The organism is Streptomyces griseorubiginosus, from assembly GCF_001514195.1.
In the GTDB taxonomy this organism is placed as follows: Bacteria; Actinomycetota; Actinomycetes; order Streptomycetales; family Streptomycetaceae; genus Streptomyces; species Streptomyces griseorubiginosus.
The window spans coordinates 168,584-181,607 of record NZ_KQ948735.1 but is presented as its reverse complement, the minus strand read 5'-3'; the positions used below and the strand labels follow the sequence as shown (position 1 = coordinate 181,607).

Genomic DNA, 13,024 nt, shown 5'->3' with positions numbered 1-13,024 from the left:
ATGGGCAAGGGGTGGTGCGGGGGGCGTGACCGGGCGGGCGATCCACTGCGATCCGATCAAGATCGAGTGAAGCCCGGTGCGGATGTCGGTCCCGGCAGCGATACTTGCGGCGACGGATGACCATGGGGGAGGTCAAACAGTGACACACCCGCCGAAGAGCAGTACGGCACCACCGGGTTCCGGGGTGCCCACGATTCCGTCCGTGCCACCGCAGCCGGCCGGGCCGTCACCCGTCGTGCCACCGCCACCGCCCGTTCCGGCGGCCGAGGTGCCCGTGCGCCGCCGTACGGCCTTCGCGGAGGGCTTCGACCAGCTGCGCGCGGCCGCCACCACCGAACCGGGCCGGCTGCGGATCATCGGCGCCGGACTCGCCCTGCTCGTCGTCCTCTTCGGCGCGGTGACCGCCTGGCAGACCAACGACCGGGCCGTGGCCGCGGACGACGTGCTGCACAAGAGCCAGCCGCTCAGCAGCGCCGCCGCCGACATCTACCTGTACCTGGCCGACGCCAACACCACGGCCTCCAGCGGCTTCCTCAGCGGCGGCCAGGAGTCGGCCGCCTCCCGCGACCGGTACGAGAAGGACATCAACAAAGCCGCGGCGGGTCTGGTCGAGGCGGCCTCGAACTCCGACCCGGGCTCCCCCGCCGCGAAGACCGTGGCCGAGCTCAACACCCTGCTGCCGGAGTACAAGGGGCTGGTCGAGCAGGCCCGTGTCTACAACCGCCAGGGCTTCCCGGTCGGCGGCGCCTATCTGCGCTACGCCAACGAGAAGATGCAGCAGCAGATGCTGCCGAAGGCGCAGAACCTCTACACCAGCGAGAACCAGCGGCTGCGCGCCGACTACGCCGACGCCACGCCCTACCCGTGGGCCGCGATCGGCCTCGGCGTCCTCGCGCTCGCCGGCCTCGCCTGGGCCCAGCACCGCAACTACCGGCGCACCAACCGGGTCCTCAACCACGGCCTGGTCGCCGCCACCGCGACGGCCACGGTGGTCCTGCTGTGGCTGGTCGTCGGCCACAGCTTCGCGCGCGCGGGCCTGAACGCCTCCTACGACCACGGCGTGCGCTCGCTCAACGTGCTGCACGACGCCCGGATCGCCTCCCTGAAGGCACGCGGCAACGAGAACCTCACGCTGGTGGCCCGCGGCGCGGAGACGAAGGTCGTGACGGACGCCCAGGGCAAGGAGACCACCTACGACGCCTACGACTGGGCCTTCAACCAGAACATGGACGCTCTCGGCAAGGGTCTCGCCGCGGCGTCGAAGCTGGCCGACGACACCGTCGGAAGGAAGCCGGTCACCGAGGCCGAGGGCAACATGGTGGTGTGGAAGCAGCGCCACAGAACCGCCCGCGACGAGGACAACGACGGCAACTACAAAGCGGCGCTGGCCCAGGTCATAGGTGACAAGGGAGCGACACGCGAGTGCTTCGACAGCGTCGACCACAACCTCGACCTCGCCCTGAAGCACGAGGAGAAGGAGTTCACGCGGTCGGCAGGTGACGGCCTCGGTGCCATGACCGGGCTGGCCGCGGGGGCCGCCGTCCTGGCCGTGCTGGGCGCCGCCGGCGCGGTCCTCGGCATCGGCCGCAGGCTGTCGGAGTACCGGTGAGAGGGGGCGTGACGATGCGGATGCGTGGACGGGTGCGGACCGGTCTCAAGGGCTGGGGCGGTGTCGGGGCGATGGCGGCCGTGTGCGCCCTGGTGCTCGCCCTCGCCCTGCTGCTGCCGCTGGCCCGCTCCCAGGGCGACGGCGGCCCCGGCACCGGCGGCTCCGAGCTGGCCCACGCCCAGCAGGCGGCGGCCGGCAAGGCGTGCGACGACCCGGCGAAGAAGGCGCACCCCGAGTACCAGACGCTGTCCCCGTCGAGTCAGGACGGCTCGACCATAGAGAGGATCAGGGCCCGCAAGGGCGCGCAGCGCAAGCTGTGGGTCGGAGTCGACCAGAACAGCTACCGCTGGGGCTACCGCAACCCCAACGGCGGCCCCGGCGCCGACCTGGAGGGCTTCGACATCGACCTGGTGCACCGGATCGCGAAGGACATCCTCGGCGACCCGAACGCCGTGCTGTTCAAGGCGATCCCCACCAACCAGCGCATCCCGGCGATACAGAAGGGCTGGGTCGACATGGTCGTCCGCACGATGACGATCAACTGCAAGCGCCTGGACGACGTGGCGTTCTCCGCGCCGTACTTCAAGACCGGCCAGCAGGTCCTCGCCCCCAAGTCCTCGGTCATCACGGGCTACGACCGCACCCTGGCCGGAAAGAAGGTCTGCGTGGCGCAGGGCTCGACCGCCCTCTCCCAGCTGGAGGACGACGAGAAGACGAAGAAGTACGTCGCGGCCACGGACATCAAGAAGGTCCCCAACCAGCTCGACTGCCTCGTCCGGCTCCAGCTCGGCGAGGTCGACGCCGTGGTCACCGACGGTGCGCTGGGCGCCAGCCAGGCCGCGCAGGACCCGACGGTCGAGCTGAAGGGCGAGACGCCGTTCACCACGGAGTACTACGGCGTGGCGATGAAGAGCGACGCCGACGATCTGGTGAGGCGGGTCAACCAGATCCTGGTGGACTACCGCAAGGACACCGCCGACGGCTGGCAGGCCTCGTACGACAGGTGGCTGTCCGCCACACTGGACAAGGACTCGGCGGAGTCGCAACCGCCGCCCCCGAAGTACTTGCGCACGAGCTGACGAACGGTCGAAGACGAACAACCACTGGGCACTCCTTCACAGCAGCGAGAGGTGATCGATGGGCGTCACGGGACCCCCCGGGCCGGTGATGGACCGGGACGAGGTGGACCGTGCGCTGGCGCGGCTCGGCGCGGAGCACGAGGCCATCGAGACCTCGCTCCTCGCCCTCCAGGACCACGCGGGCCGCAGACTCCTGGAAGGCGCCGCCCTCACGGGCGTGACCAAGGAGCGCTGGGAGTCCGCCGACGCCTCGATCACCCTGCTGTGGGCGTACTTCGACGCGTACACGGACGTCCTGCGCGCGGCCCGAGAGATCCGCTCCCGCCGCCGCTGGTCCAGCCGTGAGGACCTGGTGGAGCTGACCGAACTGCTGCGCGGCGAGGGCGTGACGGTCGCGGGCTCGGCCACCGCCACGGCCAACGCGCCCACCCTCCAGGGCAGTTCGAGCAAGCTCAGCGAACAGTTCACGCTCGTCACCCTCGTGGAGCGGATGAACGAGCTGTACGCCACGAGCCTGGACATGGTCGTCGCCGCGGACGCGGTGTGGTCGGCGCTGCCCGCCCGTATCGACCTGCTGTCCGCCGAACTCCAGCGCACCCGCAGGCTCGCGCACTCCGTCGGCGTCCGCCCCGGCGAACACCCGGCCGGCGACGACCTGGAGCGCATCACCCGCACCCTGACCTCGCTGCGCGAGCAGGTGATCTCCGACCCGCTCGCCTTCTGGCAGCGGGCCCAGGGCAGTTCGGCGCCCGGCGGCGGCCGGCCGGACACCACGGCGTACGACCGTGAGGCGCGCGCTCTGGAGGAGGTGCGCCGGGAGATCGACGCCGTGCTCACCGTCCGGCAGGACGCGGAGGCCCGGCTGGTCAAGCTGCGGGACGTGCTCTCCCGCGCGGACCGCACGCTCGCCGAGGCGCGTACCGCGCGCGGGGAGGTCCTCGCCAAGATCGCCGCCACCGAGGTGCCGGTGGTCAGCGGACCGCCGACCGCGCTCCAGGAGCAGTTGGCGACCGCCGCCGAGTACCGCAGACACGCCCAGTGGCACCGCCTGTCCCCGCTCCTGGAGTCCCTGGAGCAGAAGGCGGAGGACGAACTGCTGCGCGCCCGCGAGTCGTTGACGGCCGTCACCGCGCCGCTCGCGGTCCGTGCGGAGCTGCGCGGCCGGCTCGACGCCTACAAGGCGAAGGTCGCCCGGCACGGCCTGGCCGAGGACCCGTTCCTGATCGAGCGCTACGACGCGGCCCGGCGGATGCTGTGGAGCGCGCCCTGCGACCTGCGGGTCGCCGAACAGGCCGTGCTGCGGTACCAGCAGGCGGCCGCGGAACTGCTGAGCCCGCCGCGGGTGCCGCAGCAGAGCGGTCCCGAGGACCGCAGGGGGGAGTCGACGTCATGAGTCAGGAACAGCAGCCCTGCCAGCGGCCCGGCTGCGACGGCACCTACGAGGACATGGGCGGCGGGGAGCTGTACTGCGACACCTGCGGCCTCGCGCCGGTGGTCTCGGGGAGCGGCCGCGCCGGCTCGGTGCCCAGTGGCAGCACGGGCGAGGGCAGGGACTCCCGGAGCAGCGGCGGTTCCCGCCCCACCGGCCGCGGTTCCTCGCGTACGTCGTCCCACTCGTCGAAGTCCCGGCGCTCGGTGTCGGGACGGCTGTCGCGCTCGGTGTCGGGGAAGTCCACTGGCCGTTCCGTGTCGGTGCGCAGCTCCGGCTCGTCGGCGGGTTCGACCGGGCGCGGCCGGCTCGGCGCGGGCCTGGTCGAGGTGCCCGGAGTGCCGCGGCCCGACCCCCGTGTGATGGTCCTGGAGAACCCGGAGGTGCCCGAGCGCAAGCGGTTCTGCTCGCGCTCCGACTGCGGGGCACCGGTGGGCCGTTCGCGCGGGGAGCGGTCCGGTCGCACGGAGGGCTTCTGCACCAAGTGCGGCCACCCGTACTCCTTCGTGCCGAAGCTGCGGTCCGGCGACATCGTGCACGGTCAGTACGAGGTGGCGGGCTGCCTGGCGCACGGCGGCCTCGGCTGGGTCTACCTCGCCGTGGACCGCGCGGTGTCCGACCGCTGGGTGGTCCTCAAGGGCCTGCTGGACACCGGCGACCAGGACGCGATGGCGGCGGCGATCTCCGAGCGGCGCTTCCTCGCGGAGATCGAGCACGCCAACATCGTGCGGATCTACAACTTCGTCGAACACCTCGACCAGCGCACCGGCTCCCTCGACGGCTACATCGTCATGGAGTACGTCGGCGGCAAGTCACTCAAGGAGATCGCCAACGGCCGCCGCTCGGCCGACGGCAAGCGGGACCCGCTGCCGGTGGAGCAGGCCTGCGCGTACGGCATCGAGGCCCTGGAGGCGCTCGGCCACCTGCACAGCCGCAACCTCCTGTACTGCGACTTCAAGGTCGACAACGCCATCCAGACCGAGGACCAGCTCAAGCTCATCGACATGGGCGCGGTGCGCCGGATGGACGACGACGAGTCGGCCATCTACGGCACGGTCGGCTACCAGGCCCCCGAGGTGGCGGAGGTCGGCCCGTCCATCGCCTCCGACCTCTACACCGTCGGCCGCACCCTCGCGGTGCTGACCTTCGACTTCCAGGGCTACACCAACGTCTTCGTCGACTCGCTGCCCGACCCGGACCACATCGAGGTCTTCCGCCAGTACGAGTCCTTCTACCGGCTGCTGGTCCGCGCCACCGACCCGGACCCGGCCCGCCGTTTCGCCTCGGCCCAGGAGATGGCGGAGCAGCTGACGGGCGTGCTGCGCGAGGTCGTCTCGCTCCAGACCGGCCGGGCCAGGCCCTCCCTGTCCACCCTCTTCGGTCCCGAAGTGCGGGTGACGGACACGGAGTTGTGCCCGCGGCTGGAGGGGGACGTGTCCCGGCTCGGGGCGCGGGTGGCCCCGGAGAGCCGCTGGGGTCGCAGAACAGCCGCCGGACGGCCTGCCCTTCCCACGAACACCGCGAGCAACGGGGGCAACGCAAGCACCGCAAGCTCCATGAGCAACGGGGGCACCGCAAGCACCGCAGGCATCCCCGCCACCGAGCGTCCCGGCGGCCCGCCCCCCAAGGCGCTCGTCAAGCCGGTCGACGCCCCCGCCGCCGCGCTGGCCCTGCCCGTCCCCCACGTCGACCCCACCGACCCCAACGCCGGTTTCCTCGCCGGGCTCATGACGACCGCGCCCGCCGAACTCCTCGGCGCCCTCTCGGCCGCGCCGGCCCCGTCCGCGGAGACCCGGCTGCGGCAGGTGCGGGCCTGGCTGGAGAACGGCGACGCGCACACCGCCGACGAGTCGTTGCGGCACCTGGAGGACGAGCGGCCCGACGACTGGCGGGTGGTCTGGTACCGGGGCGTCGCGGCCCTGGTGACCGGCGACCACGAGGCCGCGGCCCTGGCCTTCGACGCGATCTACGACGCCTTCCCGGGCGAGCCCGCGCCCAAGCTCGCCCTCGGCCTGTGCGCGGAGGTGCTGGGCCAGCTCGACAACGCGGCCGAGTACTACCGGCTGGTCTGGTCGACCGACCCCAGCTATGTGAGCGCCGCGTTCGGCCTGGCCCGCGTCCAGCTCGCGACCGGGGACCGCCGCAGCGCCGTACGGACGCTGGAGTCGGTCCCCGAGTCCTCCATCCACTACACCGCCGCCCGGGTCGCCGCCGTCCGCGCACGGCTGCGAGGCCGCACCGCGACCGCGGGGGACGTACCCTTCCTGGACGACCTGACCGCCGCCGCCGGGCAGGTCGAGGCGCTGGACGCGTACGGACTGGATCCGGCGCGGCGCGAGCAGTTGTCCGCGGAGGTGCTGGGCTCGGCCCTGGACTGGATACTCTCCGGTGGCCAGGATCCCGGGTCCCCCGCCGCCGGGGGACGGTCGCTGCTCGGCAGCGGACTGGACGAGCGAGGACTGCGCTTCGGCCTGGAGCGTTCGTACCGCACGCTGGCCCGGTTGGCGCGGGGCGGCGAGGAGAGGATCGACCTGGTGGAACGAGCAAACCGTTACCGCCCCCGGACGTGGGTGTAGTTGATGTCGCAGATGCCCCAGCTGTCCGCCTGCCCGAGCTGTGAGGAGCCCCTCGAGTCGGGTGACCGTTTCTGCGGTGCGTGCGGATACGACCTGTCCGCCGTGCCGGCACGGCCGGACGACAGCCCGACGCTCGCCATGAACGGCGTCCCGCCGGGCGCCGCCTGGACCGCGGACGCGCACCCCGCGGCGGAGGTCCACCGGCCGGCCGGCCCGCACGGCCCCGGCCCGGCCGACCACCGACCGCCCGCGCCGCCCCCGCAGTCGGGTCCGGTCGTGGGATCGCCCGTCTCCCCCGTCACCGGGGTGCGCTTCGACCGCGCGCCGGAGCCGGACGAGTACCCCCTCCAGGCGCCGGACCCGCGGGTGGCCGCGGGACCGGCCACCCCTGCCGAAGGAACCAAGGTGTGCGTGGCGTGCCGGGCCGGCCGCGTCGACGACGACGGCTACTGCGAGAACTGCGGGCACGCCCAGCCCCGTGAGCGCGACCACATGGAGCAGGAGACCGGGCCGATCGCCGCCGTGAGCGACCGCGGCCTGCGCCACCACCGCAACGAGGACGCGTTCAGCCTCGGCACCGCGGTGCTGCCCGACGGAGCGCCCGCGACCTTCGCGGTCGTCTGCGACGGCGTGTCCTCGGCGACCCGCCCCGACGACGCCTCCCTGGCCGCCTCCCGGGCCGCCGCCGAGGCCCTTCAGGCGGCCCTGCCCCAGGGCACCCACCCGCAGCAGGCCCTGCACGAGGCGATCGTCGCGGCCTCCCACGCGGTCAACTCCCTGGCCGGCGAGCCCGCCACGGCCCGCGAGCACCAGCCGCACCAGAACGCCCCCGCGTGCACCATCGTCGCCTCGGTCGTCACCCCGAGCCTGCTGGTCGTCGGCTGGGTCGGCGACAGCCGGGTCTACTGGGTGCCCACGGACCGCAGTTCACCCCCGGCCCGGCTCACCGAGGACGACTCCTGGGCCGCGCAGATGGTCGCCGCGGGACTGATGAACGAGGCCGAGGCGTACGCCGACGAGCGCGCCCACGCGATCACCGGGTGGCTGGGCGCGGACGCCTACGAACTCGACCCGCACACCGCTTCCTTCAAGCCGGACCGGCCTGGTGTGGTGGTGGTGTGCACCGACGGTCTGTGGAACTACGCGGAGGCGGCGGAGGAGATGGCGGAGGCCGTACCGGCCGACGCCGCCGCGCGCCCGCTGCACAGCGCCCGGGTCCTGGTCGGCCACGCCCTGGACGGCGGGGGCCACGACAACGTAACAGTGGCCGTCGTGCCGTTCCCGACCCCCTCGCAGGGGGCAGGATCGGCCTGAGGCCGAAAGCACGCACGGGGATGCCTCGCGGGCCGGAGGGGACCGGTCCGCCATCAGTCAGCACTCCGACGCGGGGTGCGCGAGGGGGATTTGAGTAGGCATGGCCAATTTCTCGAAGTCGAACGTGCCGCAGTTCTCGCTGGACGTCTACCAGAACGAGTTCCTGCCCGAGGGCGGCCGCGAGGTCAACGCGATCGTCACGGTGACCGCGACCGGCGGCGGCACCATCGGAAGCGTGACCACCGCGCCCCATCTGTGGTCGGCGGGCCAGGGCCCGTCCGCCGCGGTGGCGCTGATGGTCGACTGCTCGGGCTCGATGGACTACCCGCCGACGAAGATGCGCAACGCCCGTGACGCTACGGCTGCCGCGATCGACACCCTGCGCGACGGGGTGCACTTCACGGTGATCGACGGCACCCACGTGGCCAGGGAGGTGTATCCGGGCGGCGGCCGGCTCGCGGTCGCCGACGCCACCACCCGCGGCCAGGCCAAGCAGGCCCTGCGCAAGCTCAGCGCGGGCGGCGGTACGGCCATCGGCACCTGGCTGCGTCTCGCCGACCGGCTGCTGTCCTCGGCGGACGTCGCCATCCGGCACGGCATCCTGCTCACCGACGGCCGCAACGAGCACGAGTCGCCCCAGGACCTCAAGGCCGCCCTGGACGCCTGCGCCGGTCGGTTCACCTGTGACGCGCGGGGCGTGGGCACCGACTGGGAAGTGAAAGAAGTCACAGGGATCGCCTCCGCCCTGCTCGGCTCGGCCGACATCGTCGCCGACCCGGCCGGGCTCGCCGCCGACTTCACGCAGATGATGGAGGCGGCGATGGGCAAGGAGGTCGCGGACGTCGCCCTGAGGGTGTGGACCCCGGTCGGCACCACGATCAAGTTCGTCAAGCAGGTCGCGCCCACCGTCGAGGAGCTCACCGACCGCCGTACCGAGGCCGGTCCGCGCGCCGGGGACTACCCCACCGGCTCCTGGGGGGACGAGTCCCGTGACTACCACGTGTGCGTCGAGGTCCCGGCCGCGAACATAGGCCAGGAGATGCTCGCCGCCCGCGTCTCGCTGGTGGTCCCGCAGCCCGACGGCACGGTCGGGAACCTGGGCACACCGGGTCTCGTACGGGCCGTGTGGACCGACGACATGGTGGCCTCGACGTCGATCAACCCCCAGGTCGCCCACTACACCGGCCAGGCCGAACTGGCACAGGCGATCCAGCAGGGGCTGGATCTGCGCAAAGCGGGCGATATCGATGGAGCAACGGCCAAACTGGGCCGGGCCGTTCAGCTCGCGAACGACTCGGGGAACGCGGATACTGCGAAACTGCTTTCGAAGGTGGTCGACGTGGTCGACGCCACGACAGGTACTGTGCGACTGAAGGCGAAGGTCGAGGAGGCCGACGAGATGACTCTCGAGACCCGGTCGACAAAGACAGTTCGTGTAAAGAAGTAGACAGTTTCCGACGTAGAAGTTCCCTGATCCGAGAGGGGGAAGCGCCGACATGCCGACCTGCCCGAACGGACACCAGTCGGGTTCCGACGACTGGTGCGAGGTCTGCGGTCACCGCATGGCCGGTGCCGTGCCTCCGCCCCCTCCGCCGCCGCCCGGTCAGGGTGGGGGCGGCTACGGCTTCCCGCCGCCCGGTGGCCCTGGCGGTCCCGGTGGCCAGCCGGGTGGACGTTCACATCTGTCCGCCGTGCCCGACCCCGAGCCGGAGCTCTGCCCGCAGTGCCGTACGCCCCGGGAGGGGGGCGCGCCCTTCTGCGAGGAGTGCCGGTGGAACTTCCTCACGAACACCGCGACCTCGTACACCCCGGCCGCCCCGCGTCCGCCGGCCGGTTCCGGGGGCCCGCCCTCGCACTTCCAGCAGCAGTCGGCCCCGGGCCCGTCCTTCGGCGGCGGTGACTCCTACGAGTACCAGGGCTCCCGCCCCTCCCAGGTGAACCGCCCGGCGGAACCGATCCCCTTCGGCTCGGAGCCGTCGGGCCGCTCGGGTCCGGGTGGTCCCGGCGGACCTGGCGGTCCCGGCGCCCCGGGTGGCTCGCAGGGCTTCCCCGGCGACCCGTCCCGGCCCGGCGGACCTGGTGCGTCTGGCGGTCCCGGTGGTCCTGGGGGCCCCGGCTCATCCGGTCCTTCCGGTTTCCCGGGCGGCCCCGGCGCTCCCGGTGGCTCCGGTCCTTCCGGTTTCCCCGGCGACCCCGCCCGCCCCGGCGGCTCCGGATCCTCCGGTTTCCCGGGCGGCCCTGGTGCACCCGGCGGTCCCGGCTCGTCCGGCCCGGGTGGGCGACAGGGCTTCCCGGGTGACTCCGGGCGCCCCGGCGCACCTGGCCCCTCCGGTTTCCCCGGCGACCCGGCCCGCCCCGGCGGCTCCGGTCCCTCCGGTTTCCCGGGCGACACGTCCCGCCCCGGCGGTCCGGGCCCGTCCGGTCCGGGCGGGCAGGGCGGTCCGGGTGGTCCCGGCGCTCCCGGCGGCGGCCCCGGCGGTTACGGCTACCCGCAGCCCGGTTCCCCGCAGGCTCCCTCCGGCCCCGGCGGTCCCGGTTCGTCCGGTCCCGGTGGTCCTGGCGGCCCAGGTGGCCCCGGCGGTTACGGCTACCCCCAGCCCGGCGCCACCCAGCCCGGCTCCCCGCAGGCCCCCTCCGGCCCGGGCGGCCCCGGCGGCCCCGGCGCCCCCCAGGGCTTCGGCGGCGGCACCCCCACCCAGCCCGGCCCGGGCTCCCAGGGCCCCGGCGGCCCGCAGGGCTTCCCCGGTGGCCCCGGCCCCGGCGCCCCCGGCGGTCCGCCGAACTTCGGTGCCGACCCCTCCCGCCCGGTCCCGCCGCCCCCCGGTCCCGGTGGCACCAGCGGTGCCCCGCAGGGCTTCCAGGCGCAGGGGGCCTCCGCCCCGCCCGCCTTCCCGCAGGAGACCGGCCGCCCGCAGCAGGGCGGTCCGTCCTTCGGCGGTGACGACTGGGTCATCTCCCCGCCGTCCTCCACCGCCCCGGGCGGCCCCGGAGGCGGCCCTGGTGGTCCCGGCAACGGCCCCGGCGGTTACGGCTACCCCCAGCCCGGCGCCACCCAGGCCCCGCCCAGCCCCTCCTTCCAGCAGCAGGGCCCGGCGACCTGGACGGCGACGATCGGTCCGGACCGTGAGTACTTCATGGCGATGATGCAGCGCTCCGGACCCGAGGCCGCGGGCCTGAACCTGCCCGCGTACTCCCCCGAGCAGCAGCGTCAGCTCACCGGCAACCAGGTCACCATCGGCCGTCGTCGGCACTCCACCGGCGACACCCCCGACGTGGACCTGTCGGTGCCGCCGGAGGACCCGGGCGTCTCGCACCAGCACGCGGTGCTGGTGCAGCAGCCGGACGGCTCGTGGGCGGTCGTCGACCAGAACTCCACGAACGGCACCACGGTCAACGGCGCCGAGGAGCCGATCACACCGTTCGTGCCGGTGCCGTTGCAGGACGGCGACCGGGTCCACGTGGGCGCGTGGACGACGATCACGATCAGGCGGGGCTAGGAATTCGAGCGGGTCACCGGAGGGGCCAGACGTAGGGTCCCTCCGGTGAGTCCAGCCAGGCCCACTCCCGCTCCCCGGCGACCGTGACGCCGTAGCGCTCCCGGCTCGGCCGGCCCTCGCGTTCCCACAGGGCGTAGGCCTCCTGGGGTTCGAGGCCGGCCCGGCTCAGCTCCAGCAGGAACCGGTACAGCTCGCTCTCCCGCGCCGCCCGCGGCACCCCGGCCGGTTCGACGGGGCCCGTCTCGTGCCGTTCCGCGCCCCGCAGGGGGACGAAGTAGGCAGGCGTGGGCAGGAAGCGGCCCTCGGCGTGCCCGGCGTCCCGGACGGTCAGGGCGATCAGCCCGGTGGCGAGCGGGGTCAGGATCCGTGCGCCGGGCCGGCACTGGGCGAGCCAGGCGAGCGGGACCGACGGCAGGGTGCAGGTGACGATGATCCGGTCGAAGGGGGCGCGTTCGGGAACCCCGCGCGCCCCGTCGCCGGTGACGACGACGGGGTGGTGGCCGGCCGCGGCCAGGTGCCGTCGGGCCGCCTCGGTGATCTCCGGTTCCAGGTCGACGGTGGTCACGAGGTCGTCGTCGCCGAGCCGGTGCGCGAGCAGGGCAGCGTTGTAGCCGGTGCCCGCGCCGATCTCCAGGACGCGGTCGCCGGGCCGCACCCGCAGCTCGGTCAGCATCATCGCCATCAGCGAGGGCTGGCTGCTGGAGGAGAGCAGCTCGCCGTCGCGCAGCCGGGTGGCCAGCGGTGCGTCGGCGTAGGCCCCGCGTATCCACTCCTCCCGGGTGCGCGAATCCGGGCTCTCGCCCCAGCGCCGCTCGTGGCCCCCTACGACGCCGACGTAGTAGTAAGGCACGAACAGGTGCCGGGGCACGGCCGCGAAGGCCTCCCGCCACACCGGGTCGGCGGCCCAGGCCCCGCTCGCGTCGATCTCCCGCACCAGCGCCGCCCGTGCGGAGGCGGCGAGTTCGGCGAGATCGCGGTCGAGAGCGTGCGCGCTCATACCTCCACTCTGCACCCTGGGCACCGGAGGTCCTAAGCCTCGAGTCCTCGTCCGGCCCGTCTGAGACCATGGATGACGTGAAAGAGATCCGGCGCGGCACGCTTCAGACGCAGACCTTCTACGAGCAGGTCGGCGGGGAGGAGACCTTCCGCCGCCTCGTCCACCGTTTCTACGAGGGAGTCGCCGAGGACCCGGTCCTGCGGCCCATGTACCCCGAGGAGGACCTCGGGCCGGCCGAGGAGCGGCTGGTGCTGTTCCTGATGCAGTACTGGGGCGGTCCGACGACGTACAGCGACAACCGCGGCCACCCGCGGCTGCGGATGCGGCACGCGCCGTTCGCCGTGGACCGCGCGGCGCACGACGCCTGGCTGAAGCACATGCGGGTCGCGGTCGACGAGCTCGGGCTGTCCGAGGCGCACCGGACACAGCTGTGGGACTACCTGACGTACGCGGCCGCTTCGATGGTGAACACCGCAGACTGACCACCACTTACTGATCACCGCGGACTGCTCACCTCCGACTG

Annotated in this window: 9 protein-coding genes; 8 read left to right on the top strand and 1 reads right to left on the bottom strand. The window is 73.3% G+C overall.

Features of this window, described 5'->3' with window-relative positions; translation table 11 throughout:
- The first annotated feature begins 139 nt into the window (after positions 1-139).
- From AQJ54_RS07400 to AQJ54_RS07365, 7 genes are all read left to right on the top strand, one after another.
- Complete coding sequence (locus AQJ54_RS07400) at positions 140-1,609, top strand: hypothetical protein (RefSeq protein ID WP_062027433.1); 1,470 nt, start codon at positions 140-142, stop codon at positions 1,607-1,609.
- 14 nt (positions 1,610-1,623) lie between these two features.
- Positions 1,624-2,688 carry a glutamate ABC transporter substrate-binding protein gene (locus tag AQJ54_RS07395; protein ID WP_388422083.1) on the top strand — a complete coding sequence of 355 codons (1,065 nt, stop codon included), beginning with the start codon at positions 1,624-1,626 and terminating at the stop codon, positions 2,686-2,688.
- A gap of 58 nt (positions 2,689-2,746) precedes the next feature.
- The gene (locus AQJ54_RS07390; RefSeq protein WP_062027431.1) at positions 2,747-4,081 is read left to right on the top strand and encodes a coiled-coil domain-containing protein; all 1,335 of its coding nucleotides are present in this window, start codon (positions 2,747-2,749) and stop codon (positions 4,079-4,081) included.
- Positions 4,078-6,693 (top strand): serine/threonine-protein kinase, encoded by a 2,616-nt coding sequence (locus tag AQJ54_RS07380; RefSeq protein ID WP_079069775.1) that lies wholly within the window; start codon positions 4,078-4,080, stop codon positions 6,691-6,693. The genes AQJ54_RS07390 and AQJ54_RS07380 overlap by 4 nt, the downstream gene beginning before the upstream one ends.
- Entirely contained in the window at positions 6,694-8,007 is a 1,314-nt protein-coding gene (locus AQJ54_RS07375) for a PP2C family protein-serine/threonine phosphatase (RefSeq protein ID WP_062235233.1), read from the top strand. It begins immediately after the preceding gene.
- 100 nt (positions 8,008-8,107) lie between these two features.
- Positions 8,108-9,454: a vWA domain-containing protein gene (locus AQJ54_RS07370; protein WP_062235229.1), complete on the top strand. Its 1,347-nt coding sequence runs from the start codon at positions 8,108-8,110 to the stop codon at positions 9,452-9,454.
- Between the two features lie 49 nt (positions 9,455-9,503).
- The gene (locus tag AQJ54_RS07365) at positions 9,504-11,504 is read left to right on the top strand and encodes an FHA domain-containing protein (protein WP_062235226.1); all 2,001 of its coding nucleotides are present in this window, start codon (positions 9,504-9,506) and stop codon (positions 11,502-11,504) included.
- A gap of 13 nt (positions 11,505-11,517) precedes the next feature.
- Here the strand turns inward: AQJ54_RS07365 and AQJ54_RS07360 are convergent, their stop codons facing one another.
- Positions 11,518-12,501 (bottom strand): methyltransferase domain-containing protein, encoded by a 984-nt coding sequence (locus AQJ54_RS07360; protein ID WP_062235221.1) that lies wholly within the window; start codon positions 12,499-12,501, stop codon positions 11,518-11,520.
- A 68-nt stretch (positions 12,502-12,569) separates the two neighbouring features.
- Here AQJ54_RS07360 and AQJ54_RS07355 point away from each other — a divergent pair, with 68 nt between their 5' ends.
- Positions 12,570-12,983 carry a globin gene (locus AQJ54_RS07355; RefSeq protein WP_030314432.1) on the top strand — a complete coding sequence of 138 codons (414 nt, stop codon included), beginning with the start codon at positions 12,570-12,572 and terminating at the stop codon, positions 12,981-12,983.
- Positions 12,984-13,024: the final 41 nt, after the last annotated feature.

Coding starts and splice junctions, on each gene's coding strand:
- AQJ54_RS07380 (WP_079069775.1), top strand. CDS start 4,078: ATGAGTCAGGAACAGCAGCCCTGCCAGCGGCCCGGCTGCGACGGCACC.
- AQJ54_RS07390 (WP_062027431.1), top strand. CDS start 2,747: ATGGGCGTCACGGGACCCCCCGGGCCGGTGATGGACCGGGACGAGGTG.
- AQJ54_RS07365 (WP_062235226.1), top strand. CDS start 9,504: ATGCCGACCTGCCCGAACGGACACCAGTCGGGTTCCGACGACTGGTGC.
- AQJ54_RS07355 (WP_030314432.1), top strand. CDS start 12,570: ATGGATGACGTGAAAGAGATCCGGCGCGGCACGCTTCAGACGCAGACC.
- AQJ54_RS07370 (WP_062235229.1), top strand. CDS start 8,108: ATGGCCAATTTCTCGAAGTCGAACGTGCCGCAGTTCTCGCTGGACGTC.
- AQJ54_RS07395 (WP_388422083.1), top strand. CDS start 1,624: ATGCGGATGCGTGGACGGGTGCGGACCGGTCTCAAGGGCTGGGGCGGT.
- AQJ54_RS07360 (WP_062235221.1), bottom strand. CDS start 12,501: ATGAGCGCGCACGCTCTCGACCGCGATCTCGCCGAACTCGCCGCCTCC.